This window comes from Chryseobacterium sp. SIMBA_028, assembly GCF_046535285.1.
In the GTDB taxonomy this organism is placed as follows: domain Bacteria; phylum Bacteroidota; class Bacteroidia; order Flavobacteriales; family Weeksellaceae; genus Chryseobacterium.
Genome location: NZ_JAWRWZ010000008.1, coordinates 108315 through 134739, shown reverse-complemented (window position 1 = coordinate 134739; position 26425 = coordinate 108315). Strand labels below are relative to the sequence as shown.

Here is a 26425-nt window from a genome sequence, read left to right as displayed (position 1 = left end):
ACATACTTAAAGCTACCAATTATCCCTATTATAGACCATTTACAGGTATCTTTAAGTTTTTTCTTTCAATAAAAGTTAAAGGTTGTTAAATGATTTTTATCACTTATTTTAAATTATTCTAAATAAGATTAGCAAACTTATAAGGAGGCTCCTAACTTTGCCGAAAGAATAATGCTCCGATGGTAAATGACCCCATATCTCCTATTAAATTTCAACTTTTCTCTTTCTTATTTTTTTTCATTACAGTTACAACAATCAAAGCACAGGAGCAACACGTTGCTATTTTGATTGAAGTAAAAAACATTGATTTTAAACCGGTTAAAGATTCAGAAATAAAGATTGAATCAGATCAAAATAAATATTCAGCAACCACTAATGGCAAAGGGATTTCAGTAATAACTCTTATCCCCGGAACCTATAAGATTGAAATTCGTAAGAACGGAATCCTTGGTTATTCTAACAGAATATCTGTTTCAAAACCGGAAACATTTGCCATTTCCTTTACAGAAAAAATCAACAGAATTGAAGAAGTTGTCATTACTGCAAAAGAAGGAAAAGGCCTTACTTCATCATCCATTATCAGTCAGCGGGCCATGCAGCACTTGCAACCGTCCAGTTTTAGTGACCTCTTGGAGTTACTTCCCGGCGGAAGATCTACAGATCCTGTCCTGAATCAGGTCAACAAAATACAACTTCGGGAAACAGGAAATCCTGGCACTGATTATAACACTTCAGCCATGGGAACTATTTTCCTTGTAGATGGCGCGCCGTTAAATTCAGGGTCCAATCTTCAATATACCTATGATTTTTTAGATAAAACCAATAACGGACTTAAAAGAAGACTCAACATGACCAGCGGTGTAGACATGCGAAGTATTTCCACAGACCAAATTGAACGTGTGGAAGTCCTGCGTGGAATTCCCTCTGTAGTCTACGGAAACCTTACTTCGGGAATTGTAAAGATCACCAACAGATCCGGATATACGAAATGGAGAGCAAGATTCAAGGCAGATGGCTACAGTAAACTTTTTGCCCTTAGCAAAGGATTTGAAAACAAGGAGCATGATCTAAAAATCAATGCCGGAATTGATTATCTGAATGCGAAATCAGATCCAAGGGACCGATTGGAAAATTACAAAAGAATTACAGCTAATCTTTCTTTGATAAAGGAAAAGAAGCATAATGCAGGAACTTCAAGATGGCAGACCAACCTTAGCTATACCACATCTCTGGATGGATCAAAGTCTGATCCGGATATAGATCTATCTGACCTGAATTCTTATGAGGTCAATAATCATTTACTGAGTCTATCCAATACTTTCACCTATACGAAAAACGAACCTGTTTTTTATAGATCAACAGAAGTTCAGGCTACTGTTAATCAAAGATTTGATAAAATTAAACAGACCAAATTCATCCAGTTGGAAAATGCAACAGCCTTTCCTTTGTCTAGAACAGAGGGAGAATACGACGGTTATTATCCGGAAGCCCGCTACATTTCCAACTATATGGTAGATGGGAAGCCGCTTGATGTATTCGTGAAAATGGTTAATAATTTCCAATTAGATCTGAAACCTTTTAAAAATGAGTTCAATACAGGTTTTGACTGGCAGCTCAGTAAAAATTGGGGAGATGGACAATTATTTGATGTTTATAAACCTATAGATCCTAAATCTACATTCAGACCCCGCGCCTATCGTGATATTCCGGCCTATGTTACCTCTGCTTTATTTCTGGAGTCCATCAGTACTTTTGAACCGGGAAGACACAAACTCACTTTGGCATTGGGAATAAGAGGAAACTTAATGATGAACCTCCCCTCTCATTTCAGAATGAATGGAAAAGTATATCCGGATCCCAGAGCCAATTTCCAATGGGAACTGCCTTCTTTTAACTGGATGCAAAAAAAGGCACAGATCGCCCTTACACTGGGATATGGGAAGCAAAGTTTATTTCCTGACCTCAGTTTGCTATACCCAGAACTTATTTACAAGGATATTCAGCAGCTTAATTATTTCCATAATACCCCCGATTACAGAAGAGTCAATTACAAAACGATGATCTATAACCCACAGAACCCGGGAATAGAACCTGCCATGAATGAAAAATTTGAGGCAAGAATCGACTTTAGTCTGGGAGCACACCAGCTATCTGTAACTGCTTTTAAAGAAAATATGCATAATGCTTTCCGTTCCATGAACGAATATGCACAGTATCAATATAAGAAATACGACACCTCAACTCTTAATCATGAGGCCATAACCACTCCGCCAGATGTAAACACCCTGCCGTATCAGACTATCAGTGAAAACTTCACATATGCTACCCAAAGAAACGGCAGCAGGATTGATAAAGAAGGAATTGAATTTCAGTATTCTTCCCACAGAATCCCGGTCATCAATACAAGATTTACCCTGAATGGAGCATGGTTCCTAACAAAATACGGGAATAGCTTCCCTGTCTACAGAGGCCGTGATCTTACCATTAACGGAAGGCCTTACCCCTATCTCGGATTATATGAAGGAATGGAACCCAACTCGGTAAATGAAGTTCTGAATACGAATCTGATGCTGGACACCTACATTCCAAAGCTGGATCTTATATTTTCATCCTCCATCCAGTTCTCGTGGTATTCTATGAGAAAACTGGATCCCATGAACGGAATACCAAGCCACTATGTAAATCAGGACGGTATTGTTCTTCCTTTTGATCCCGATGCGGCCAGAGGAACTATTCTTGAAAACTTAATTATTGCTCAAAATGATGCCCGCTATAACACTACAAGAAGACCTTTGGAAACCAATCTCAACTTTAAGGTTACCAAGAGTTTCAGGCATAAGACTGTGGTAGTATCCATGTTTGCCAACAGGCTTTTCAGTTATTACGCACCTTATAGCATTAACGGGATTACCATCAACAGAAAGGGAGCTTATGATCCTTATTTCGGGATGGAGATCAATTTCAATTTATAACAAATTCAATTCAATAAAGTTATGTTAAAACATTTATTTAGAACACTATTACTATTGTGTGCTGCAATCAGCTTTGCTGCCTGTTCTTCGGATTCTGATTCTCCGGAGGCGCAAACATCGTTAAAACTGGAACTGAAAGTAGTTCCTGAAGATATTCAGGTTAAGGAATATAAAAACCTTACTGTAAGTTTCAAGGAGCTTAACACCGGATTTAGCACAACTCAGGAATTAAAAAATTCCAATACTCTAAAGGTAACCCTGCCATCCGGAACCTATAATGTTACTGTGGAAGGAAGCATTGCCTATAATGATAACTCTGTTCTTACAGAAGCCAAAGTAGGTGGTGTACAAACCGGAATGGTAATTAACGGGAACGAAATCAATAAAACGATCAATCTTGCCATGAAAGCAGGAAGTGGGGACCTGATTTTGGAGGAAGTCTTTTTTACGGGAACAAAAACTCCACAAGGGGCTATGTATTTTGGCGACCAGTATTTTAAAATCACCAATAATACAGATCAGACTTTATATGCTGACGGAATGCTACTGATACAATCCAGCTTTATGACCAATGAGAAGCAGGATTATAGCCCTAATATTATTGGAACAACCTTTACTGCAGGTGCTATCATTAAAATTCCGGGAACCGGAACTACTTACCCTGTATTGTCTGGAGAATCTATTATTATTGCAGAAGATGCAATTAACCACAAGGAATTCAACCCTGCTTCCGTTAATCTTTCACAAGCTAATTTCCAGATCTTTAAGGAAGATTCTGATGATATCGATAACCCTGCAGTACCAAAAATGGTAAACGTTTTTGAAAAAATGGTAATTCATACTCAGGGATATTATGCTTATGCCCTAGCCCGTATGCCAAAAGGAATGAGCCATGAAGCAATGGTAGCTCAGAATACTTACACCTATACTTACAATCTTACTTTCGGAGGTGATGTGTATCCGATGGATGGAATCGCAGTTAAAATTCCTAATGAGTGGATCACAGATGTAATAAATCTGAGCGTACAGGATTCTTTCCAGTGGGTGGTAACTTCTCCGGCATTGGATATGGGATGGACGTCTGTTTCAGCATTTGATGGAGATAAAAACCGTTTTGGAAAAGCAGTTCGCAGAAAAGTAATAGGAAAAACAATGGATGGTAAAAACATCTTAAAGGATACCAATAACTCTACTGTAGACTTTGAACATGGGGTAAAACCGTCATTATTTAATTAAAAATGAAAAATTTTCTTTCCATACCCATTCTGTTTATATCCTTGTTCAGTGCAAAAATAAATGCTCAGATCAATGATACAATTGCAGAAAAGATTCATGAAGAATACAGTTCTGAAAGAGTTTTTAAAAGCAGAATTAATGTAAATCCTGCCAGCAATTTAGATGCAAGAAAATACAGTATTACAACTTTTAATATTTTTACGGAAATTAATAAAACCCCATCTGAAATACAGCAAAAAGGCAAAGGTAAAAACCTATGGGGAGCGGAAGCCCACACTCTGCAGAAGCTGGATCACCAAACAACAGTATGGGGAAATGCATCTTACTCGCAAGGAAAGAACAAACAGATCGTATGGAATGAAAATGCCGATTATGACCTTATCTACCCCTACGTAGCCGCTGACAGCGTAGGGGGTGATATGAAGTTTGAAAACTATGCTTTTTCAGGAGGATACTCCAAGCAGATTAACACCTTTACCGTCGGAATTACAGGAAGCTATAAGGCAAGTCTGAGCTACCGTGATACAGATCCAAGGCCCAAAAATACAACAGCCAATTTTTCACTGGCTTTGGGAATCAATAAAATGATGTTTCAAAAGTTCAAAATCGGAGCTTATTTCGAGGCAGAAAAATATACCCAAAAGCATTATCTGAGTTTTGTGAGCAATCAGGGGTTTCCTACCATCTATAATATGAGCGGATTGGGAAATTATAATGAGCTGCTCTCCGGAAAGCTTCGTCAGGCTTACTATGAAGGATGGTCTTATGGAGGTGGCTTGCAAATATTTGAACCTAATAACAGGAATTGGTATCTTAGTATTGGTCTGAAAAAATTCAATCTGGATAAACTTCTGACTGAGTATGCGGATCTTAATGCCTCAAAAATAGATGAACAGCAATTCAGTTTTTCATTAGGAAAATTCTTTGAGACAGATAAACTCCTCTGGGGAGTTTCTGTAGATGGAAGCAGTATGGAAAGAAAAGGAACAGAGAATCTTTTTCTCAATGATAATTCCAGAAATTATATTCAGATAGGTACTGTAGAAAAATACAGCCATAAAACGAATAACATACTTCTTAAAGGACTATTGCAAATAGGAAATAAAAGTGCAAAATCCTCTATCATGCCTTATTTTGGATGGATACAGGATAAAGAAAAGTACGCCAGTCCATTATCAATAATAGATTTAAGTAAGCTGGTATATGGCGCGGATTATCAATGGTTCAAAACATTCAAAAGCAATCTGGCTATTTCTGTATTGCTAGGAATGTCAGTAACGGATGTGTATAAGAAAAATGGCATATTCAATAACTCCGGAAAGCCCGCCATCAATCAAATGCTGCAAGAGAACTATGTTTATCAATCCTCCAATTTCTGGCAATCAAAACTGGATATTAATTTCCACTTCAACGTTCCAGTGATAAAAAATGCATACGTAGGAAGCAAGATCATTTACAGCAACTTTAATAATGGCAACAATGTAGTATTTGCAGCCACTATAGGAAGTATTTTTTAAATTAAAGAAATATCATGAAATTTTCAACTCTTAAACTCGTTCTGCTGATTGGCCTACTCTCCTTTTTCTTCATGCAGCATACCGTACAGAAATATAGTATAGATTATGGTGAAGTTGTAGAACAATACAAAAAACCGGTACAATTCTGGCCTTCCCCATCAGTAGATCCTGATGTTAAATGGAAAGAATTTGAAGCAATAGAACAGGATTCCAATTATTATGATACCCAGGAACTTCCCGAGGTAATGTTAGGAAAAAAACTATTTTTTGATCCTAAGCTATCAGCATCCAGCCAAATATCATGCAGCAGTTGCCACAATCCTGAACTGGGATGGAGCGACGGGCAGGAAGTTGCTCTGGGCAATGATCACTTACAGGGAAAAAGAAATACGCAGTCCCTTTTTAATATTGCGGAAAGAAAATCTTTTTTTTGGGACGGAAGAGCAAAAACACTGGAAGAACAGCTTGTAGGCCCTATCTCTGCCCACAACGAAATGAATATGAAGCCTGAAAAGCTTGCAGGGAAACTTTCTAAGGTTAAAGAATACAAAGTGCTTTTTAAGGACATTTATCAAACTGACAAAATTACATTTGACAAAATAGCCCAAGCCCTGACAACCTTTCAAAAAACCCTTAAAAGCCAGCCAAGCAAGCTGGATAAGTTTATAAAGGGAGATCATAAGGCAATGAGCGACAAAGAAATCTACGGCATGCACCTGTTCAGAACAAAAGCCCGATGCATGAACTGCCACTACGGAAAGTATATGACAGATGAATCTTTCCATAATATCGGACTTACCTACTACAAGCGTGAATACGAGGATCTGGGTTTATTTACCGTTACGAAGAACCCCAATGATGTAGGAAAATTCAAGACCCCATCTCTAAGGGATCTGGAATATACCGCTCCTTGGATGCACAATGGATTGATGGATGACCTGCATGGTGTTGTAAGCCTATACAACAGCGGAATGCAAATGATTAACCCTACACCGGAAGAAAAAAAGGCAGATCCCAATTTCCCTGTAACAGACCATCTAATGAAGCCCCTGAATCTTAATGAGCAGGAATTGGATGCTGTTGTTTCATTTTTAAAATGTATTTCAGGAAGCTATTACAAAATGCCCAGACCTGAAATTCCAAGGAAATAAAAAAGATTACAACTAGTATAAAAAAGAACCTTATCCGAATGAATAAGGTTCTTTTTTATTTTAAAATTTAAATCCTATACTGAAATAGATTCTTGAAAAATCAAGTTGGTTATTTCGGGAAACATTCAGGTTAATAGGCCCTAAAAGTGATTCGTACCCCAGGTTCACTCCATAGCCAAACATGTCATCGCTATCATTAAAAGGAGAAAACTCATCACTCATCTTGCCATAGGTAAAGGATGGACTCAGGTATAGCTTTTTCATAATTCTGTACTGAAGAGAAAGTCCTACTTTAGCTACAGAAGTCATTGGCAGTTCTTTTTGACGAAGGCCGTTAAACTCCGGGTTTAAAAGATCTGAATTATATTCGCTGCCTCCCAGGTTATATTTTTGGTTTAGAAAAAGATAAGGCACCTTGTCTTCTCTCTGTGTGCCAAAGCTTGTTCCTAAAAATACATTGGCTTTAGCTGCAAGTCTCCTTGTAATCGGGTAGGCAAAATTCTCGTTCAGGGTAAATGAAACCAGATTCTTAGGCTCATAATAATAAGAGTCCTTAGGATTTAATAAAGGATATAATAGAGGCTGTACGGTTTCAAGGTCATACAATTCATATTGGTTTCCGTAATAAAATCTTGTACTAACCTGAAGATGATTTCCTCTTGTAAAGAAGTATCTTTTATTCAGATTATTTTGCTCAAATTTCAAAAATGTATTAAAATTACTGTGATTGTAAAGCTTTTTGCTATAATTATCAAACTTTGCCTGATCTACTTTATCCAGTAAACTATACATCCTTTCAGTACTGAACTCTGTTCCGAGAGAAATGACAGCATTAGAATTGATATTATAATTTAAAGCAATTTTCCCTGTTATGTTTCGGTACATATGATTGGGGAATCTTGTATTATAATCCTCATCAAGACTAAATACTCTGAACGTTAAATCATTACTTTTAAGATGAACAATCTTGGCCTCAAGATCCAGCCACCAATGATCGCCGCTTCCCAAGAATCGCTGATAAGCCAATCGAGCCTTAAAACGCTCCGAAACATCTACTGTTGCAAGAAACCTTGATCGGTTGGCAAGGATATTTCTGTAGGTATAGTTCACAATAATTCCTACGGACTGTTCAGTATCATAATGAAGGGCCAGTTTAAAGGCGCCTTTTTTTATTTTTTTAACAAAAATATTCATAATAAGCCCCTCTCCTGCATTGGTATAAGTATAATAAACCTTTTCATACTGACGCATCCCGAAAACCCTGTCTATCGCCTCATTTACGGTTTTTACATCATAATATTTCCCCTCTGATAATTTCAGTTCTTTTTTAATAACATCTATTTCAACAGGATCTGTAAGCGGGGTTCCATTTTCTTCGTTAAACGTAATTTTTATGGTTGGCAGCTTTACCTCTTCAATCATTTCGTGTTCATACGTAATGCCTGCTTTTCGTTGGGCTTCTGCCAATGCTACAAATTCAGGGAGGTGCTTTTTTGCCTCCATTTCTCCAATTTTAATAATCTTTCTGAATCTGGCAAAGTCTTTTGTTGTAATATCTCCCAAAGGATCCACAAAATCTACCAGCACATTAGAAAGTGATTTCTGGTGTTTGAAATCTTCTACAGAACGAATCGCATGCGTCTGATAGATCATCTTCATTGGGTTTTCAATTTCCTTTTTCGTGAAAAGCCTGAAGCCTGTATAGCCTCCAATCACAAAGTCAGCACCCATCTGGCGAACTTCATTGGCAGGATAATTACGATCCAGTCCTCCATCTACCAACAGCTTTCCATCAATGTAAACCGGTGCAAAAGCAGCTGGTATTGCCAACGTAGAGCGGATAGCTAATGGCAGCGATCCTTTTTTCTGCATAATCAGTCCTCCATTTTCAATATCTGAAGAAGTAAGTTCTACAGGAATACGTAACTGACTGAAATCGTTGATGTGCTTTGCATTAAATGTCAGAGTATTCAGAACCTCACCCATATACTGTCCCTCAATGTATGAACTCGGAAGTGTCGGAATTCCTTTTACTACGGGAAACTCAAGAATATATTTATCATATTCGTCCTTTTCACTGATATTAACCTTCCTATAAGGGATTTTGTTACTTAAAATTCTGTTCCAGTCTACCTTATAAATGGTTTTCTTTAGCTGATCAGCATTGTAACCCATTGCATATAAACCGCCAAGAATCCCTCCCATGCTGGTTCCTGTAATATAATCAACCTTAATTCCCAGGGAATCAATCATCTTCAAAATACCGATATGCGCAAACCCCTTTGCCCCACCTCCACTGAGGGCCAATCCAAACTTGGTATCCTTGGTGATATTTTGTAATCTGACATTCAGGGAATCGTTTATGTACTGAGATTGAAGTGATAAAGAAAAAACGATTGTAAAAAATATCAGGATCTTTTTCATGTGACGGCCAATTTTTATATAGTAAAAGTGAAAAATTTTGTAGTAAATATACAATTATACCACAAAAATCAAGAAAAAAACAACAGCTCTCACTCTCAAAAGAAAACGTAAAGAATAATTAAAATACCTCCTTAAACCCTATTAGTAGGACAATAACAGGAACGCATTTTTACTTAATAAGATTTTATACTCTCTACAAAATTAATATCAGGATTCAGAATCTCAAGAATAAGACTTTTCACAGACTTCATGGCATCATCAATATCTCCTTTATCAAACTGTAAGGATACCATTCCTTTTTTAGCCTCAGCAAAACTCCAGATCCCCGTTTCGATCGGGAATCCCCAAAACTCAGGAAGGTGCTGCACCACATAATGATAAATACAAAGCTGAAGAGCCTGTTTTCTGTCACTGTTATGGAAGTAGTCAGCTACATTATTTTCATCAATCTTCACATTGAGATTTTTAATCTTGGCCGTTTTATAGTCAATAATCCGTAACGTCCCGTTTAACTTATCAATCCTGTCAATGAATCCCAGAAATGAAATTTTGTCATTTCCATCCAAATAAAATTCTACATTTTCAAACTTTCTTTCGATGTCAATGATTTCTAGTTTATTTCCTTGTTGTATCAATTCAAGATCATGGTTCAGAACATTTTCAATCACCTTTTTAGCAATAGCTTTATGAATGTAGTTCATCCCTTTTTCATAGAATTCCGGTTGATGTTTAAGTTTCTCAATAGCGATTTCTATATATCTATCTATCGCTTTAACTGAATCTTTTAAATCACTTTCTTTTAACACCTTGCCTTTAAGAACCTCATACACTTCTTGAAGTGAATAATGAACCAAATTTCCATAATTCTTTATCGATAATTCCTCCTCAATTTCATCTGACTCAGAAGTGTTTAAAATCTTGGATAGGTAAAAATCTATCGGGTTATAAAGATAGCTTGTAAGGTGAGAAGCAGAAACTTTTTCTTTCCATTTTTGAAGACGTTCTTGGACAATCTCTGTCTTGGAAATTTCTATGGGCTTGGTAGCAATCGGCTCAGAAGAATTTTCAATAATTAAATGTTCTATCTGATGAGAGCTCTCCATTTCGATCTGTGTAATAAACCGGCTTTTCTCTCCGGTGTTAACCCCTGAACTTAAAGCATTATACAATAAATGAACATTTTTAGCATCCTGAATCAGCCTGTAGAAGTGATAGGCATAAATACTGTCATTTTCCAGGAATGTATGAAGATCAAAAAATCTTCTGATATCAAAAGGAATATAGGTATTCTGCGAGTTTCCCAACGGTAATTTCCCTTCATTAACGGAAAGCAAAATTACATTTTCAAAATTCAGAAGACGCGTTTCCAGCAATCCCATAATCTGCAATCCTCTCAATGGCTCCCCCTGAAAATCTATACTCTCAGAATTTATATGCTGATTGATCAGAATTTCCAAGGTTTCCATTTTGATCTCAATATTGTATGGAGTCAATTGGTTTTTAATAATCCTGAAAGCATTTTCAAAATGAGAAACATTCTCATACTGAATATCATCAATTTCCAGCCATTTTACTTTCTGACAAAAGTCGATAAGCACATCCAGATAAACATTGGTACTTGTAGCCTTTTGAAGAAGCCCAAAATAAGACAAACTACCCAAAAGCTCTTGTAGAAGTTTTCTGGAGATATAAACAATATTCCGCTCCTCTATCTTGGTTTTAAAGTCATTAATAACCTGCTCATCTTCGGGAGACTTTGGCAGTTCTTCCAGAATTGGAAATATATCCCTGTAGTAATAGGACGATTTATTCTTTTCAAGCTGCTTTTGCAGATAGAAAAGTCGTTTCACAGCATTGGAAAAGGAAAGATTCTTCAAAGGGAAACCCATTGTAATATTCAGGTTGTCCACACCATGCATCACATCCAGACTTGCGGGAAGAAGATTTTCATCCAGCAATACTACCGCCGTATTGGAATAGGTTTTATTGTTGATTTCCTTAAAGATCTCCGGCAAAACTTTAGTCTGCGTCACATTTCCGGAAACCTCATATACTTTGATCTTTTTGGGCTGGTTAAAATCATCCTCAATCCATTGAAAAGCTCTATTATCATCAAATTCTTTCCATGTTTTATGATTCCTGAGGAATTTTCCGGCCTCTTGTCTTTCGTCATCAAAATAATAACGGTCTGCCTGAAAGAAGCATTGCGCTTTATTCCACTGTAAAAGGCTTCTTACCAATTTCTCTTCCACCGGCGTAAAGGCATTAAATCCGCAGAAAACAAATTGTTCTGAGGTATTCTTTGCAAAATCAACAATACTCGCTTTAGCAGCCTCGTGAATCATTCCTGAGGTAGCCCAGTTCTTGTCTTTCAGTCTTTCTTTTAATGTTGGAAGAAAAACATTCATGTTCTGCCAGAAATTAAGAAACTTCTTTCTCGGAACATCATCATCCTCTCCCAAATCTTGCGCCCACTCCTTAATCCTTTCCTCATCAAACATATACTGCAGAACTGCCTGGTCATTATCTGAAAACTTCAGAATATCATCCCAGTCTTTCTGTAAGGTGGGAAACCATTTCAGAAATTCCGCAAAATCATCATTGGGAATCAGATTTAGGCTTCGGTACACATCAAACGAAAAAAGCCAGAGAGGAATTCCCTGGATAACCTGCTTGTCCGCAATGGTATTAATAAGCTCCTCTACTGTAAAAAAGTTAGGAAGAAACCCAGAATAATTATTTTCCTCAAGAATCTGTCTTATAAATACAATAGGACGCTTTCCCGGCAGGATAATGTTGAACGCAGAAAGATCCGGGTTTTGATCCAACAGTTCGTGTATAATTTTATTGAGGAATTTCAAGGGGTCTGATAGCTTTTAAGGTGTTCTAGTTCTTCAGAAATAAGGGCGTTATATTCTGCCTGCTTTTCCTTGTCCATCCCATGACGGGTCTCTTTATCGTAGGAAATCTGAAAATTTTTATAGTCGTTGGATATCTCGTTATAAACAGCTTTAAATAATTTATTATAATCACCTGAGGTTATTACTTTTTCAGAAACAATCTTTCGGAATTTCCTTACAAATAGCTCAGCAATATCAAAGTGTTTTTGTTCATGCAGCAAGATATAATCATTGATCTTTTTAGCATCTTTCCAAGACTTCTCTTCATTGAATATAGTCTTGATCTCAATTTTAACAGGTGACTTTGGGTTGGTAGATTTCACTACAGAATACTCCCATCCACAATTGGTATATGCTGCCACATCCGGATTATTTTTTCTATTGACCGGACTTTTAAAATTATCCCATATCAATTTTTGATCTTCCTGCCAGATAATCTTCTGTCCAAAGATCATATGGGCAGTCAGTAAACAAAATGCAAAAGTTAATTTCATTATTGTACCACAATGGTTTTGGTAATCCAGCTATTTCCCCCATTCCAGAATTTGAAGATATACTTTCCTTCCTGCTGCGGGCGGAAATTGATCTGATTAGCCCCTGTATAGTTATTTTGGGTACAAGGACCGCCAGTAATATACTTGTAAGCGGTAACAGACCTTCCAAACGGGCTGTCATGAATGTAATCATATCCATAGAATCCCTGACACTGGGAAGAATATCTGGAATAAGTCTTGATACTCTGCACCGCAAAAACAGCCATCGTATCACTTACAATTTTCACACTGTCTATTTTGATTTTATCAATAGATTCAATGGTCTCATAATCATCATCATTACAAGACACAGTAAGCAAACCAAACAATAGCGCTGAAAAACCAATATTTAAAAGTTTTTTCATACCCTTTAATTTTGCGATTATTAATAATTATTTAGCAAAAATTATTCCCCAATTAAACAAAATTATGAATTAAAATTACCTTTTGATAAATAAACTACTTTTTTAGTATCAAAAAACTCTTCGTCAAAATAATTTTTAAGATTGAAAATTTCGCATTTAAGTCCGGCAAGTTCTTCTGCAAGATCACCGCCCTTTAAATATAAAATCCCGTTATGTTTAGGGTTAAACTGCTCTTTTTCAAACTTCCCTTTAAGCCATCTTAAAAATTCCGGCATCTGGGTTACAGCTCTACTGACTACGAAGTGGAATTTTTCTTTCAATTTTTCTGCTCTTCCGTGAATGGCAGTTACATTTTTCAATCCAACTCCCTCAGCAACGGCATTTACTACGCTGATTTTCTTTCCGATGGAATCAATAAGCGTAAACTCTGATTCAGGAAATAAAATCGCCAATGGAATTCCAGGAAAACCTCCTCCGGTTCCAATATCCAGTACTTTAGTTCCCGGTGCAAATTCCATTACTTTTGCCACTCCCAAAGAGTGCAGAATGTGCTTTTCATACAACGATTCCATATCTTTTCTGGAAATCACGTTGATCTTTTCATTCCATTCATTGTACAGTTCTTCCAGTTTTGCAAACTGTGTTAGCTGTGTTTCTGTAAGATCCGGAAAATATTTTAATAGTAACGATGTAGACATTTGAATTATTATAATCTACAAAAATATGTTTTATTTCTCTTGTAGTCAAATCTACTTTTCCGGATCACACCCAGAACTCTCTTATCACGATCCGTATTATTTTGCAATATCCGGAATTACAGGCACATTCAGATTTCCTGACTGGCTGACCGTTTGTACCGCAAAAATATAATTATCCTTTGAAAGCGGTATTCTGGCTGAAAGCTCTGTTGTAAATATTTTCTTTTGCCATACAGGGCTATCTGTCTCCCGTATCAGAACAAAATACCCTGCCGGCGTCCCTGATTTTGGTTTTTGCCAGTGAAGCATTGTAAAGTTCGTAAGTTCCTTAACATCCATCTCTACCCGCTCAGGCTTCGAAGTAGACTTTGCAAGACTTGCCAGGACAGCAACATTTGCAGCAACATTTTTTTTCAGATACTTAAAATCTATAAATTCAGATAAATCACCATATTGCCTGTTGTTTTCCATCCTTATGTCCTGATGCTGATGATCATAGTTTTCATAATATTCCGTAAGCCTTACCGATGGAAACCCATGAGTAACAAAACTGGTATGATCTCCTCCGTGTAAAAACCGGTCATTTCTGTAGATCATTTTTACATGAAGTCTCTTAACGTACAGTTCTGTAATCTCTTTGATGTATCGGGCAAGCTGCCTGGAGTCACTATCATTTTCAAGTCCCAGATTTCTAATAGCTGGTGCTTTCCTATCCAGTTCCATATACGGCAACCCCTCACTGAATACCCGTAGTGTACGCGTATTGATTTCTCCTGTTTCACCAGCTTTTGGATTACCAATCATATCATTATTCAGAACGGCTTCCAACTGTAGATTTTCTTTTTTAATTTTCTCTGCAAGAAGTCTGGAACCTAGCAGCGATTGCTCTTCCCCAGAGAAAGCCACAAAAATAATGGAAGCCGGAAATGAGGAGTTACTTAATATTCTTGCCGCTTCTATTACGGCACTCACACCACTGCCATCATCATTGGCACCCGGCGCTGCTGATGTTCTGTTCATCACATCTGTCACTCTTGAATCAAGATGTCCTCCAATCAGGAAAACTCTTTTATCATTAGGGTCTGTACCTTTCAAAAAAGCAATGGCATTGCCCAGGTTCACGATCTTATCAATACGCTTTCCATCAGGCTGCAAATCTTCCTGCTGCAGATATACTTCCATTCTTCCACCTGAGTTTTTTGCATAGTCTTTAAATTGTTGAATAACCCAGTTCCTTGCAGCTCCAATTCCTTGTTTAGGATCATCTGTAGCGCTTAAAGTATGTCTCGTCTGGAAACTCACAAGCTTACTGATATACGATTTTAATGAATCTTCATTTACCTGCGAAACGTATTTCTTCACTTCATCATCTTTTAAACGCCCCTGAGAAAAGACCATACAGGAAATTAACAATAGAAAAACAGAATATTTCATAAAATAGATCTTAGATGATTTAAAGATACAAAACACTTAGTATGAGAAGTATTTTTTTATTTTTTATTGACCATATTGAAATTTGAATTCACAAAAAAACCACTAAAAAGGCATTGTATACCATAAATTTCTTAAAACTCAGCGATAGAAAGCAATATTATTTCCAGCTAGGGTGATTTGATTAAAACCTGACAAATATCTTTAAAGCAACCCTATTTTTATTACATCTACAACACGTTTTTATTCTATATTTGTTAAAATTCAAAAAAATACATGGAAAAACTTTCAGATAGAGTAAAAAGACTAGGTTACTCACAGACTTTTGTAATGTCTAATAAAGCCAGAGAAATGAAAGCCAATGGAATAGATGTCATCAGCTTAACTCTTGGCGAACCGGATTTTGATGTTCCGGATAACATCAAGCAGGCCGCTTTCGATGCCATCAATCAAAACTATAGCCACTACTCTCCTGTTCCGGGATTTCTTGAACTACGTGAGGCTATTGCCTACAAATTAAAAAGAGACAATAACTTAGAATATAAACCTACACAAATTTGTGTTTCCAATGGGGCTAAACAGGCTATTTTAAATGTTCTGGCAGCCATTATTAATGATGGGGATGAAGTTTTACTTCCGGCTCCTTATTGGGTAAGCTATGATGAAATGGTAAAAATGATGGGTGGAACTTCTGTGATGCTTCCCACATCTTACGTTACTGATTTCAAAGTTACAGCAGAACAGCTTGAATTAGCAATTACTGAAAAGACCAAGGCTATTCTTTTCAGCTCACCATGCAACCCGTCCGGAGGATATTATACTTATGATGAGTTAAAATCCATCGCCAAGGTGATTGCCAAGTATCCTCACATTACGATCATTTCAGATGAGATCTATGAATTCATCAATTATGAAACAAAAACCACTTCCATTGCTCAATTTCCTGAAGTGTATGAGCAGACCGCAGTAATCAACGGAATGTCAAAGGCTTTTGCAATGACCGGATGGAGAATCGGATATTCTGCCTGCCCGGAATGGCTGGCAAAAGCTTGTGAAAAAGTACAGGGCCAAATGACAAGCGGCGCTAATACGATGGCTCAAAGAGCATCTATTACTGCCTTAAAGACAGATCCATCTGAATACAAATACATGATCGACGCTTTTAAAAAGAGAAGAGACCTTGTGTATGAGCTGATTAAGGAAATTCCTGGTTTTAAAGTATTGCTTCCAAAAGCGGCATTTTATTTCTTCCCGGATATTTCTCATTACATCGGAAAGACATTAAACGGAACAGAAATTAAAAACTCTGATGACTTTGCCATGTTTCTTTTAGAAAACGCTCGTGTTGGCTGTGTAGGAGGTTTTTCATTCGGAAGTCCGGAATGTATCAGATTCTCTTATGCTGCCTCTGAAGAAGATTTAAGAGAAGCAATGAAACGAATTAAAGATTTGTTAGACCAATTCAATTAAGAATTTTTAAATAAACAAAACACATTTCAATTACAATGAATCTGTTAAAAAAATTAACAATCGTTTCAAGCATTGCTGCGGCAAGTTTTGCAGGCCATGCTTTCGGACAGGATTTCCAGTGGAAAGAAGCAACTTCCAATGGCTATAAGTACAGGTATGTGACCAACGACCCTACTTCAGCAAGATACTATACTTTAAAAAACGGTCTAACTGTTATTCTGAGCCCCACCAATAAGGAGCCTAGGATTCAGACCTATATTGCTACAAAGGCAGGAAGCAAAACAGACCCCGCAGATCATACCGGCCTTGCCCACTATCTGGAGCACATGCTCTTTAAGGGAACCAATCAGTTTGGATCCAAGGACTGGGCAAAAGAAAAACCTCTTTTAGATCAGATTGATGCTCTTTACGAAAAGTATAATCAAACAAAGGACGAAGCTAAAAGAAATGAAATCTATAAAGAAATCGACAAGGTTTCTGGAGAAGCTGCCAAATATGCAATCGCCAATGAATATGACAAAATGATGGCAGGTATGGGAGCTGACGGAACTAATGCCTTTACTTCTTTTGAACAAACGGTATATACAGAGGATGTTCCTGCAAACGTTATTGATAAATTTCTGGCTGTACAGGGAGAAAGATTCAGAGAGCCGGTTCTTAGACTTTTCCATACTGAGCTTGAAGCGGTATATGAAGAAAAAAACAGATCTCTTGATGATGACGGAGATAAGGTTTTTGATATGATGTTTGCTAATCTTTTCCCTAATAACAATTATGGAAAGCAAACTACTATCGGAACCATTGAACATTTAAAAAACCCTTCTCTGCATGCTATCAGAGAATATTATAACAATTACTATGTTCCCAACAATATGGGAATCATCATGTCGGGAGATTTCAATCCTGATGAAGTAATTACCAAGATCGACAAGGCTTTCTCTTATATGAAATCCAAGCCTGTTCCTGAATACAAAATCGGACAGGAAAAAGTGATAGCTTCTCCGGTAATCAAAGAAGTTGTAGGACCTGATGCAGAAAGTGTAATGTTAGGATTCAGATTTCCAGGAGCTTCAACAAAGGATGCAAGATTATTAAATTTTGTAGGGAGCATGCTTACCAATGGCCAGGCAGGGTTAATTGACCTTGACTTGGTGAAAAAACAAAAGCTGCTGGGAGCTTTCGCTTTCCCTTATGCCCTAAAGGATTATTCTGTTTTATTGCTACAGGGAAAACCTACTGAAGGACAATCCTTGGATGAAGTAAAAAATCTTCTTATTCAGGAAATTGATAAATTAAGAAAGGGTGAGTTCTCTGATGATCTGATTCAATCCATCGTAAACAACGAAAAGAAGAACATTATTCAGAAAGATGAAAAATATTCTTCAAGAGCAAGTCTTTTAATGGATGAGTTTACTTCAGAAGTTGATCATAAGGCTAACCTGGAATATGTTGAAGAGATCTCCAAGCTGACCAAAAAGGACATCATGGACTTTGCAGCCAAATATCTTCAAAATAATAATTATGTAGCAGTTTACAAGAAAAAGGGCGAAGACAAAAGTATTGTAAAGGTAGATAAACCTACCATCACTCCAGTTTCTGTAAATAGAGAAGACCAATCTCCTTTCCTTAAGAAAATTGACGAAATGCCGGAAAAAGCCATTGCTCCCGTGTGGCTGAACTACGATAAAGATATCACTAAAAATAAACTGGGTGATGTAGATGTACTTTCTGTAAAAAATACAGACAATGCTTTATTCAGAATGTACTATCACTTTGATTCCGGAAAATGGAATAATAAAATGCTTCCATTGGCTGCAGAATATCTTCAGTACCTTGGAACAAATGATAAGTCTTCAGAAACCATCAGTAGAGAATTCTACAAACTGGCATCAAGCTTTAATGTAAGTGCAGGAAATGAAGAAACCTATGTATCTATAGAAGGTCTCAATGAAAACTTTGATAAATCCATTGCATTATTTGAGGATCTGATCAGAAACTGTAAGGCAGATCAAGCTGCACTGGATGCTTACAAGGCGAGATTGAAGAAAGCCAGAGCCAATGCCAAGCAAAACAAGGCAACGATCATGGCCGGATTGAGAAGCTATGCACAATATGGCGCGCAGAATCCATTCAACAATGTACTGAGTGATGCTGAGCTTGATGCTTTAAAGGCTGAAGACCTGATTAATATTCTTCATGACCTTTTCAACTTCAAACATAAGGTATTGTACTACGGACCAAAATCAGGAACTGAAACAGTAGCTTCCCTGAAGCCTATTCATAAACTTCCTGCAAGTCTTAAAGAGCTTCCTAAGACCAAGACCTTTGTTCAGATCCCAACAGATAAAAACAAGGTGTTATTTGCTCATTACGACATGGTACAGGCTGAAGTATTCTGGGTAAGAAATTCGGATCAGTACAATCCTACCCTTACGCCTACTGTAAGTCTATTCAATAACTACTTCGGAGGAGGAATGGGATCTATTGTATTCCAGACCATCAGAGAATCTAAAGCGCTAGCCTACTCTACTTATTCTTATTTTGCTCTTCCAAGCAAGAAATCAGATAAAGATATGGTAATGGCTTATGTAGGAACTCAAGCAGATAAATTCAATGAGTCTACTACAGCAATGAACGAACTTCTGACAACACTTCCAAAGTCTGAGCAATTGTTTGAAACCGCAAAAAGCGGATTGAAAAAATCGATAGCCTCTGAAAGAATTTCTCAGGATGGCATTATCTTCTCTTATCTAACAGCCCAAAGACTTGGAAACAACTTCGATATGAGAAAGAATGTCTATGAACAAGCGCCAAAATTATCTTTCACAGACATCAATGCTTTCCATGACAAGGAAATGAAAAACAAGAACTACACTTACTGCCTTGTTGCCGCACAAGATAAAGTAAATGAAGCCGATATGCAGAAATTAGGCGAGGTAAAAAAACTCAATCTAACGGAAGTATTTGGTTACTAAATCAACAAAAGGTCCTGATTTCAGGGCCTTTTTATATAATAACATGTCAAAAACAATTATAGATTTTATTTATCAATATTCGTTTGTTCGATAGATAAAACTTCTCTATATTTGCATTAGAAATTTAAATATAAAAACAGAAAATTATGTCTTTAGTAGGAAAAAAATTCCCGAATTTAACAATCGACGCAATGTCTGAAATGGGTGACGACTTAAAAATCAACATCCTTGAAGAAGCAACAAAAAACCAACAGAAAGTACTTTTATTCTGGTACCCTAAAGATTTCACTTTTGTATGCCCTACTGAGCTTCACGCTTTCCAGGAGGCTTTAGGTGAATTCGAAAAAAGAAACACTAAAGTAATCGGTGCATCTTGTGATACTAACGAAGTACACTTCGCATGGCTAAACACTCCAAAAGATAACGGAGGTATTGAAGGAGTAACTTACCCACTTTTAGCTGATACTCACAGACAATTAGCAAACACTTTAGGAATCGTAGATCAGGATTTCGAATATAACGAAGATGGAGAAGAAGTTTTCACAGGTTCTAACGTAACTTACAGAGCAACTTACCTTATCGACGAAACTGGAAAAATTTTCCACGAAGCGGTAAACGATATGCCTCTAGGAAGAAACGTAAAAGAATTCTTAAGATTAATCGACGCTTACACTCACGTTCAAAAACATGGTGAAGTATGTCCTGCAAACTGGGAAGAAGGGAAAGATGCTATGAAAGCTGACAGAACTTCTACAGCAGAATACTTAGCAAAAAATTAATAACTTAATTTTAATATAACAATGTAACAATCTAACAGTATAACAATTTTAATTTTTTTTTGAATTGTTAGATTGGTAAATTTTTAGATTGTTACATTGTTTATTTTTTTTTAAAAATAAACTTATGTACACAGAATTAACAGAAGATACATTACAGAATATTGTAAATGACAACGAAAAAGTAGTTGTTCAATATGGCGCAACATGGTGCGGAAACTGCAGAATCATGAAGCCAAAATTCAAAAAATTAGCATCTGAGAATGACGCAATTCCTTTCTTATATGTAGATGCCGAAAAGCTTCCTGAAAGCAGAAAACTAGCAAAAGTAGACAACCTGCCTACATTCGCAATCTTTAAAAATGGTGAATTGGTCAACCAGGTTCAATCTAACCAGGCTGAAAGTTTAATTAATCTTTTTAACGAATTATCATAATGAAATTACCAGTAATCAGACAATTCTATCAGAATCAGACTCCTGAGAACCTTGAGAAAACATTAGAAGTTCTGGAAAGCTTCTGCGAATTCAGAGGAACAAGCGAAGAAGACTTAAATGTTGCAGGAGAGCTTATTACAAACATTTGCGGAGCTTTGGAAGTTCATGCTAATGTACAAAACGGAATGAGCGAAAAAGATGCCTTAAACTCATTTGCACAAAAGGTTTTAGGCTCCATCGATAAATAATCTTTTACTTACTAAAGATTATAAAAACACAAAATACCTGAGGTTTTCCTCATTACTATACTTTTTCTTTATTCTTTATGATCCATCTGCATCTTACTTCAAAAGGTTTTTTACCCTATGAGGTCAGGAGTTACATGGGCATCAATTAAAGAATATCTCAAAAAATCCCGATGAAATATCATCAGGATTTTTTGGTTCAATATCGTCCTAAATCATAACACCAAATATTCTTTACACTAATATCATCAATACAAATAACATTGTGTTATTCGTGAAAACATTCGTGACTCTTGTGTTAAGACAGCTATTTAAGAATAAAAAAATCCTGATGATATTTCATCAGGACTATTATTAAGAAATTCAATATTGAATTAACTTCTCTTGCTCATTAAAATATTCAGAATATACCAGAACAAAAGCATAATAGATGCAAAAAGCTGCAATGCCGCTCCTACATACTGATTTGTTCCATAAGAATCCTTTAGCTTACTTGTTTGATATAAAATAGTAGCCGAAGCCAGGATCACCATTCCCACAGAGAACCACAATCCCAGGTTGAAACCAAACGCCATTCCACCAACGATTAATCCAATCGAAATAAATCCCCCGATTACAATAATATTTCTTAGAAAAGAAAAGTCTCTCTTGGAAGTAAATGCAACTGCAGAAATACCTGCAAACATTGCAACAGTTAAAGTAGCAGCCTGGAAAATTATATTAGCTCCACCCACCATATTAGTAGCAATAAAAAGCAAAGGCATAAAAATGATCGCCTCCAATAGAATGTAAAATCCTAATCCTAAATACTGCGTTGATTTACTTTGTGAAAGTGACCATTTGGAAGCCAAAATAGAAGCCAGCCAAAACACACCAATGATTAATAACCAAGTATATCTCTGGCCAAACATCATTGCAATGATCTCTACAGGCACAGTCTTCAACAAAATAGTTTCAACCCCAATAAATGCAAGAATTGATAATGCGACATGCAAATAGGTCTTCTTGTAAAAACTCGCTTTCTCCACATCCGAAGAATGAGCAACTAAAACATCTGTCATCATAGTTAATATTTTTTAATTTAATCGAAAATAAATCTATTTATCATTTCCAACCGGCATCACTCCAAGAATTTTGCCATTCTCTTCAAATATTGCACTCAAAACCTCCTTTGAAGAAGAATCTTCTGCATATTTGTACTTGATGTTAGGATGATTTAACCCATCCATTGTGGAATAATAACCAACCTTTAGAACTTCAAGTTTTTTATTGGGATCAATTCCATCCTTAACTTTCTTAAGGACATCTTCTGTAACAATCTCTTTTACCTTATCTGAGATCAGCTCATCAACAGTCTTTTGGTCAGAAGCTTGCAAAGCGTTGAGGAATTTAAATAGATTACTGTTATATAGATTTATTTTATCCTTGCTTATTGTTGCCGGGATCTCTTTTTTCTGGTTTTTATCAACCTTCAACCCTACAACTTTTTGTGCAAACATTAGCTGTCCGCCCACAATCGCAAGACCTAAAAATAATTTTCTCATACTGTTCATTTTGTTATTTGGTGATATAGGTCATGGAAGATACGAAAATCAGACCACTTCTAAAAATTTCATGGTATCCACGTTATCCGCGTAGGTATCAAGGCTTGGGCTTTGTGCTTCTCCAAAAGAAATTGAATTCAATCCCAATTCATCCTTAGCTACAATGCACTGGATATTTTCAGCATTTTCAGCAATGAAGTTTTTAACAGCATCCAGGGACTCATATCTGCTGAAATTAATAACAGAAAGCGGGCTAAACAGCTTATCATCCTCTTTCAGCATCACAAAGTTATTGTCCCAGAATTTATCCTGATTCAAAAGATACACAGCTCTGTTGTAATCATAATTGTTCGCATATTTATTATGATTGATAATATCCTGGAAACCAACAAGGTTTTCAAATAATCGATCAATAACAAAATCCTTTGGAATAAAGATTCTCGTTACATTTCTGCATCCTAATCCAAAATATTGGAAAATATCATGAGCCAGAAGCTGTAATTCTTCATTCGTTTCATCTCCTTTTAAAACAGCAATTGAAGTTCTGTTTTTACGGATGATACTTAAATGATTTTTAAAATAATACTCAAGATATCTTGCCGTATTGTTACTTCCTGTAGCAATTACAGCATCAAAATTCTCTAATCTCTCTACAAACTCAAACTGGATAGCATCATTAGAAAATTCTTTCCATTTTTTTAATAAAAACGGAACCATCGTCTTATCTTTTGAAGACAACTTAATAAGCGGAATATGATTGCTTAAAATCACAGAAATTACATCATGAAATCCTACCAAAGGAATATTTCCGGCCAAAATAAGTCCAACTTTCTTTGAAACTTTAGAGATTGAATAATTTTGAAGCCAGTGTTTTATACCCTCTTCAGTCAGTAAATCAGTCCATTGCCGTAAAGCAAATTTCTGATTATCAATTGTAAACCACGGGTTTTCTATTTCAGACTTTTTTAATAATAATTCAATATTAATATCATCTTCGTTGTGATCCTCCGGTTTCTTCGCTAAAAACGCTTTTATATAACCACTTAATTTAATAAGTCCTAAAACTTGATTTTCGGTATTCATAATTACTGTAAAATTGGGGAATATTTTGTAATTTTGTGCAAATTTAAAAAAAATTAGCGATGGCTATTAAAATAACTGATGAATGCATTAATTGTGGGGCTTGTGAACCGGAATGTCCAAATAATGCTATATATGAAGGAGCCGTAGACTGGAAAGCTTCGGAAGGTACTGCACTTCAAGGTACTATCACATTGCCATCAGGACTTACTGTAGATGCTGATGCATCACAGGAACCTGTAAGTGATGATGTATATTTTATTGTAACAGACAAGTGTACAGAATGTAAAGGATTCCATGAAGAACCACAGTGTGCGGCTGTATGCCCTGTAGACTGTTGTGTTCCTGATGAGGACCATGTGGAATCTGAAGAGGCTCTGCTTAACAAAAAAGCATTCTTACACGGCGAATAAAAAAATTCCGTCTCATAAATTTGTGAGGCGGCTTTTTTTACCCAAGAATCCAACAAAACCAAAAATAAAGCTAAGGAAATCCAATTCTGGATACAACCAAAAAATAAAAATATGAACAAAAAGCATAACTTCAGCGCAGGACCTTGTATCTTACCACAAGAAGTATTCGAAAAATCGGCACAGGCAATCTTAGACTTTAACGGTATAGGATTATCCCTTCTTGAAATTTCTCACAGAAGCAAGGATTTCGTTGCTGTAATGGACGAAGCACGTGCTATTGTAAAAAGATTAATGAATCTTGGTGATGATTATGAGGTTCTTTATTTAGGAAGCGGAGCCAGCATGCAGTTCGCTATGGTACCGTATAACCTGATGAAAATTGGTGGAAAAGCAGCTTATCTGGACACAGGGACATGGGCAGCCGGAGCCATCAAGGAAGCAAAAAAATTAGGAACAGTAGATGTAGTAGGTTCTTCAAAAGAAGAAAACTACTCTTTCATTCCTAAAGATTATACGGTAGGTTCAGAATACGATTATTTCCACTGTACCTCCAACAATACAATCTATGGAACTCAGATGAAGTCTTTCCCTGAAGTGGATACCCTGATGGTGTGTGACATGAGTTCAGATATTTTCTCTAGACAACTTGACTTTTCAAAATTTGATTTAATTTATGCCGGAGCTCAGAAAAACATGGGACCTGCAGGCGTTACATTAGTAGTGATCAAAAAAGAAATCCTTGGTAAGACCGGAAGAGAAAATATGTTGTCTATGCTGGATTATTCTCAACATATATCTAAAGAATCCATGTATAATACCCCACCGGTATTCCCTATTTATGCTTCTTTATTAACGCTTCAATATCTTGAAAAAAATGGAGGTATTGCAGCTGCAGAACAAAGAAACGAAGCAAAAGCTAAACTTCTTTATGGTGAGATTGACAGTAATCCATTATTTGAAACATTCTGTGTAGAAGAAGATCGTTCATTCATGAATGTTTCTTTCAAAATTACAGACGATAGCAAGAAAGAAGAATTTGACAATGCCTGGAAAGCAGCAGGTATCAGCGGATTGAACGGTCACAGAAGCCTGGGAGGATACAGAGCCAGCTTATACAATGCCCTGTCAATTGAAAGCGTGCAGGTATTGGTAGATGTAATGAAGTCGATAAAATAACTTATATTAGGCGACCAAAAAAATTAAAAAGATTAATAGACTGCAGATATCATATTTCAGATTTTGAAAAGTCCGGATTTTGACCTCTCAAATCTAGCATCTATAATAAAATAACACATGAAAGTTTTAGCAAACGATGGAATCTCAAAAGCAGGAGAACGCGCTTTAAAAGAAGCCGGAATTGAAATTCTGGACAATAGAGTGGCTCAAGATCACGTTATTAATTTTATCAACGATAATAATGTGGATGTTCTTCTTGTAAGAAGTGCAACGAAAGTGAGACAAGACCTGATTGATGCATGCCCAAACCTTAAAATTATAGGGCGAGGAGGCATCGGAATGGATAATATTGATGTTGAATATGCAAAAAGCAAGGGTATAAAAATAATAAATACACCTACTGCATCCTCAAAATCTGTAGCAGAATTGGTATTTGGACATTTCCTTTCATTGGCAAGATTCCTTCACGAATCAAACAGACTAATGCCTTTGGAGGGAGAAACCCACTTCAATGCCATGAAGAAGTCGTTCAGTAATGCCTATGAACTTTCAGGAAAAACATTAGGAGTAATAGGCTTTGGAAGTATTGGCCAGGAAGTTATCAAAATAGGAATTGCCTTGGGAATGAAAATCCAGGTCCTTACAAGAAGCCCCAAAACAGAAGTTCTTACGTTGAATTTCTTTGATGGACAGTCCGTAAATTTTGAAATCACCTCCACCAATGACATGGATACATTTCTTAAAGAAGCAGACTTCATCAGCATCAATACTCCTAAAACAAACGAATACATTATAGACACCCCACAATTTGAAAAAATGAAAGATGGAGTCTATATTGTAAATACTGCAAGAGGTGGTGTGATTAATGAAGTAACACTGATTGATTTCATAGATTCAGGAAAAGTTGCAGGAGCTGCATTGGATGTCTTTGAAAATGAACCCAGCCCGGAACTTCCTTTATTAATGAACCCGGCACTATCACTTTCTCCCCATGTAGGAGGAAATACGGTAGATGCGCAAGAGAAAATCGGTATCGAACTTGCAGAACAAATTATTAAGCTACAAAAAGAAACTATAAGATAA

Annotated in this window: 21 protein-coding genes; 12 read left to right on the top strand and 9 right to left on the bottom strand. The window is 36.5% G+C overall.

From position 1 onward, the window contains the following. The first annotated feature begins 179 nt into the window (after positions 1-179). The 4 genes from SCA31_RS12335 to SCA31_RS12320 are packed head-to-tail and all read left to right on the top strand — an operon-like array spanning position 180 to position 6876. Positions 180-2972: a TonB-dependent receptor plug domain-containing protein gene (locus tag SCA31_RS12335; RefSeq protein WP_410697297.1), complete on the top strand. Its 2793-nt coding sequence runs from the start codon at positions 180-182 to the stop codon at positions 2970-2972. A 21-nt stretch (positions 2973-2993) separates the two neighbouring features. After that, the gene (locus tag SCA31_RS12330; protein WP_410697295.1) at positions 2994-4208 is read left to right on the top strand and encodes a DUF4876 domain-containing protein; all 1215 of its coding nucleotides are present in this window, start codon (positions 2994-2996) and stop codon (positions 4206-4208) included. 2 nt (positions 4209-4210) lie between these two features. Next, positions 4211-5725 carry a DUF6850 family outer membrane beta-barrel protein gene (locus SCA31_RS12325; protein WP_410697294.1) on the top strand — a complete coding sequence of 505 codons (1515 nt, stop codon included), beginning with the start codon at positions 4211-4213 and terminating at the stop codon, positions 5723-5725. Between the two features lie 14 nt (positions 5726-5739). Next, entirely contained in the window at positions 5740-6876 is a 1137-nt protein-coding gene (locus SCA31_RS12320; protein ID WP_410697293.1) for a cytochrome-c peroxidase, read from the top strand. Positions 6877-6936: 60 nt separating this feature from the next. Here the strand turns inward: SCA31_RS12320 and SCA31_RS12315 are convergent, their stop codons facing one another. The 6 genes from SCA31_RS12315 to SCA31_RS12290 all read right to left on the bottom strand — a co-directional run bounded on the left by SCA31_RS12315 (position 6937) and on the right by SCA31_RS12290 (position 15230). Further along, a complete protein-coding gene (locus SCA31_RS12315; protein ID WP_410697292.1) occupies positions 6937-9300 on the bottom strand; it encodes a patatin-like phospholipase family protein in 2364 nt (787 codons plus the stop codon). Positions 9301-9473: 173 nt separating this feature from the next. Then, a complete protein-coding gene (locus SCA31_RS12310) occupies positions 9474-12161 on the bottom strand; it encodes a PD-(D/E)XK nuclease family protein (RefSeq protein ID WP_410697291.1) in 2688 nt (895 codons plus the stop codon). After that, complete coding sequence (locus SCA31_RS12305) at positions 12158-12694, bottom strand: DUF922 domain-containing protein (protein ID WP_410697290.1); 537 nt, start codon at positions 12692-12694, stop codon at positions 12158-12160. The genes SCA31_RS12310 and SCA31_RS12305 overlap by 4 nt, the downstream gene beginning before the upstream one ends. Beyond that, on the bottom strand, positions 12694-13098 hold the full coding sequence (locus SCA31_RS12300; RefSeq protein WP_410697288.1) for a hypothetical protein: 405 nt from the start codon (positions 13096-13098) through the stop codon (positions 12694-12696). Before SCA31_RS12300 ends, SCA31_RS12305 begins: the two co-directional genes overlap by 1 nt. Before the next feature lie 62 nt (positions 13099-13160). Further along, positions 13161-13796: a 16S rRNA (guanine(527)-N(7))-methyltransferase RsmG gene (gene rsmG / locus SCA31_RS12295; protein ID WP_410697287.1), complete on the bottom strand. Its 636-nt coding sequence runs from the start codon at positions 13794-13796 to the stop codon at positions 13161-13163. Between the two features lie 96 nt (positions 13797-13892). Next, positions 13893-15230: a M20/M25/M40 family metallo-hydrolase gene (locus tag SCA31_RS12290; protein WP_410697286.1), complete on the bottom strand. Its 1338-nt coding sequence runs from the start codon at positions 15228-15230 to the stop codon at positions 13893-13895. 273 nt (positions 15231-15503) lie between these two features. Here SCA31_RS12290 and SCA31_RS12285 point away from each other — a divergent pair, with 273 nt between their 5' ends. From SCA31_RS12285 to SCA31_RS12265, 5 genes are all read left to right on the top strand, one after another. Further along, the gene (locus SCA31_RS12285; protein ID WP_410697284.1) at positions 15504-16697 is read left to right on the top strand and encodes a pyridoxal phosphate-dependent aminotransferase; all 1194 of its coding nucleotides are present in this window, start codon (positions 15504-15506) and stop codon (positions 16695-16697) included. Between the two features lie 35 nt (positions 16698-16732). After that, positions 16733-19672 carry an insulinase family protein gene (locus SCA31_RS12280; RefSeq protein WP_410697282.1) on the top strand — a complete coding sequence of 980 codons (2940 nt, stop codon included), beginning with the start codon at positions 16733-16735 and terminating at the stop codon, positions 19670-19672. A 146-nt stretch (positions 19673-19818) separates the two neighbouring features. Next, positions 19819-20451: a peroxiredoxin gene (locus SCA31_RS12275; RefSeq protein ID WP_106915972.1), complete on the top strand. Its 633-nt coding sequence runs from the start codon at positions 19819-19821 to the stop codon at positions 20449-20451. Positions 20452-20575: 124 nt separating this feature from the next. After that, positions 20576-20884 carry a thioredoxin family protein gene (locus SCA31_RS12270; protein WP_076355737.1) on the top strand — a complete coding sequence of 103 codons (309 nt, stop codon included), beginning with the start codon at positions 20576-20578 and terminating at the stop codon, positions 20882-20884. Then, a complete protein-coding gene (locus tag SCA31_RS12265) occupies positions 20884-21132 on the top strand; it encodes a DUF6952 family protein (RefSeq protein ID WP_002980002.1) in 249 nt (82 codons plus the stop codon). The genes SCA31_RS12270 and SCA31_RS12265 overlap by 1 nt, the downstream gene beginning before the upstream one ends. 371 nt (positions 21133-21503) lie before the next feature. Here SCA31_RS12265 and SCA31_RS12260 read toward each other — a convergent pair whose 3' ends face one another. Genes SCA31_RS12260 through SCA31_RS12250 form a run of 3 tightly spaced genes read right to left on the bottom strand, consistent with a single transcriptional unit; the run spans position 21504 to position 23756 of the window. After that, complete coding sequence (locus tag SCA31_RS12260) at positions 21504-22193, bottom strand: Bax inhibitor-1 family protein (protein ID WP_410697280.1); 690 nt, start codon at positions 22191-22193, stop codon at positions 21504-21506. A gap of 33 nt (positions 22194-22226) precedes the next feature. Next, entirely contained in the window at positions 22227-22673 is a 447-nt protein-coding gene (locus SCA31_RS12255; RefSeq protein WP_410697279.1) for a peptidylprolyl isomerase, read from the bottom strand. Between the two features lie 48 nt (positions 22674-22721). After that, positions 22722-23756 (bottom strand): acyl-CoA reductase, encoded by a 1035-nt coding sequence (locus SCA31_RS12250; protein ID WP_410697278.1) that lies wholly within the window; start codon positions 23754-23756, stop codon positions 22722-22724. Positions 23757-23815: 59 nt separating this feature from the next. Between SCA31_RS12250 and SCA31_RS12245 the strand changes: the two genes are divergently transcribed. The 3 genes from SCA31_RS12245 to SCA31_RS12235 all read left to right on the top strand — a co-directional run bounded on the left by SCA31_RS12245 (position 23816) and on the right by SCA31_RS12235 (position 26425). Further along, the gene (locus SCA31_RS12245) at positions 23816-24166 is read left to right on the top strand and encodes a 4Fe-4S binding protein (protein ID WP_076355745.1); all 351 of its coding nucleotides are present in this window, start codon (positions 23816-23818) and stop codon (positions 24164-24166) included. A gap of 111 nt (positions 24167-24277) precedes the next feature. Further along, the gene (gene serC, locus SCA31_RS12240; RefSeq protein ID WP_410697276.1) at positions 24278-25342 is read left to right on the top strand and encodes a 3-phosphoserine/phosphohydroxythreonine transaminase; all 1065 of its coding nucleotides are present in this window, start codon (positions 24278-24280) and stop codon (positions 25340-25342) included. Between the two features lie 117 nt (positions 25343-25459). After that, positions 25460-26425: a D-2-hydroxyacid dehydrogenase gene (locus tag SCA31_RS12235; protein WP_410697275.1), complete on the top strand. Its 966-nt coding sequence runs from the start codon at positions 25460-25462 to the stop codon at positions 26423-26425.